2 protein-coding genes are annotated in these 1,841 nt (G+C 70.1%); both read left to right on the top strand.

Annotated features, from left to right (window positions below; genetic code table 11):
- Nucleotides 1-993 (top strand): class E sortase (locus ACFWUY_RS13075; RefSeq protein WP_384106514.1); only part of this gene is annotated, 993 nt, incomplete at its 5' end.
- A 37-nt stretch (nt 994-1,030) separates the two neighbouring features.
- Entirely contained in the window at nt 1,031-1,708 is a 678-nt protein-coding gene (locus ACFWUY_RS13070; protein WP_384106512.1) for a class E sortase, read from the top strand.
- Nucleotides 1,709-1,841: the final 133 nt, after the last annotated feature.

Here is a 1,841-nt window from a genome sequence, read left to right as displayed (position 1 = left end):
CCCGCGGCGCCCGCGGCGCCCGCGGCGCCCGCGGCGCCCCACCAGCACCCTCAGCCCCCGTACCAGGATCCGTACGCGCCCTCCTACGAGCCGTACGAGGCCGAGGAGCCCCCACGGGCCTCTCCGGGCGAGACGATGCCCCTACGGGCCGTGGAGCCCCTCCCCGGGCCCGGCCGGGCCGAACGCCGCCGCGCGGCCAAGGGCGGCCGGGGCAAGGGCCGTGCCACCCCGCCCGGCGGCCCGTCCGGCGCCCGGCCCGCCGATCCGCCCGCAGTCCCGCTCTCCCGCGTCGAGGCCCGCCGGGCCGCCCGCGCCGCCAAGGACAGCGTCGGTGTCGTCGCCAGCCGCGCCGTCGGCGAACTCTTCATCACCTTCGGCGTCGTCATGCTGCTCTTCGTCACCTACCAGCTGTGGTGGACGAACGTCCTGGCCGGACAGGAGACCGACCAGGCCAAGGAGCGGATCGAGGACACCTGGGCCAAGGGCGAGAGCAAGCCGGAGGCCTTCGAGCCCGGCGAGGGCTTCGCCATCATGTACATCCCCAAGCTGGACGTCGTCGTCCCCGTCGCCGAGGGCATCGACAAGACCAAGGTCCTCGACAAGGGCATGGCCGGCCACTACGCCGAGGGCAAGCTCAAGACCGCCATGCCCTCCGACAAGCAGGGCAACTTCGCGGTCGCCGGCCACCGCAACACGCACGGCGAACCCTTCCGGTACATCAACCGGCTGAAGCCCGGTGACCCGATCGTCGTCGAGACCCAGAGCGCGTACTACACCTACGAGATGGCGAGCATCCTGCCGCAGACCATGCCCTCGAACGTCTCCGTGATCGACCCGGTGCCGAAGGGCTCGGGCTTCACCGAACCGGGCAGGTACATCACGCTGACCACCTGCACGCCCGAGTTCACCAGCACGTACCGGATGATCGTGTGGGGCAAGCTGGTCGAGGAACGCCCGCGCAGCGAGGGAAAGCCGAAAGCGCTCGTAGGCTGAGCCCCGACACTTCCGGACGGGACGACGGGACGACCTAGTGGCACGCGTGCGTAATCGGATCGCCGGGATCATCAGCCTCTTCGGTGAACTCCTCATCACGGCGGGCCTGGTCCTCGGCCTCTTCGTCGTCTACTCCCTGTGGTGGACGAACGTCCTCGCCGACCGCGCCGCCGACCAGGACGGCGCCCAGGTCCGCGACGGCTGGGCGGACAACGCCCCCGGGGCGCTCGACACGAAGGACGGCATCGGCTTCCTGCACGTCCCCGCCATGGGCGACGACGAGATACTGGTCAAGCGGGGCACCACCAGCGCCATCCTCAACAACGGCGTCGCCGGCTACTACACCGAACCGATCAAGTCCGCGCTCCCGCAGGACAAGCAGGGCAACTTCACGCTCGCCGCGCACCGGGACGGGCACGGCGCCAAGTTCCACAACATCCACAAGTTGAAGACCGGGGACGCGATCGTCTTCGAGTCGAAGGACACCTGGTACGTCTACAAGGTGTACAAGTCCCTGCCGGAGACCACGAAGTACAACGTGGACGTCCTCCAGCCGGTACCGAAGGAATCCGGCAGGACCAAGCCGGGCCGGTTCATCACGCTGACCACCTGCACTCCCATGTACACCTCCGACTACCGGTACATCGTCTGGGGCGAACTGGAGCGCACGGAGAAGGTCGACCGCGACCGCACCCCACCGGCGGAGCTGCGCTGAGGCGCGGCGGGACGAAGCGATACGGGAGTGGCCCCGCCACCCCAGGATGGCGGGGCCCTCCCCAATACGGACGGGGGGCAGGGGCGGGGGGCACGCGAACAAAACCCCCCAGGCGCGGCCCGCACCCCCCCCC

The organism is Streptomyces sp. NPDC058664 (genome assembly GCF_042716635.1).
Classification (GTDB): Bacteria; Actinomycetota; Actinomycetes; order Streptomycetales; family Streptomycetaceae; genus Streptomyces.
Note: the sequence above shows the minus strand (reverse complement) of the source record. Positions and strands in the feature narration are given on the sequence as shown.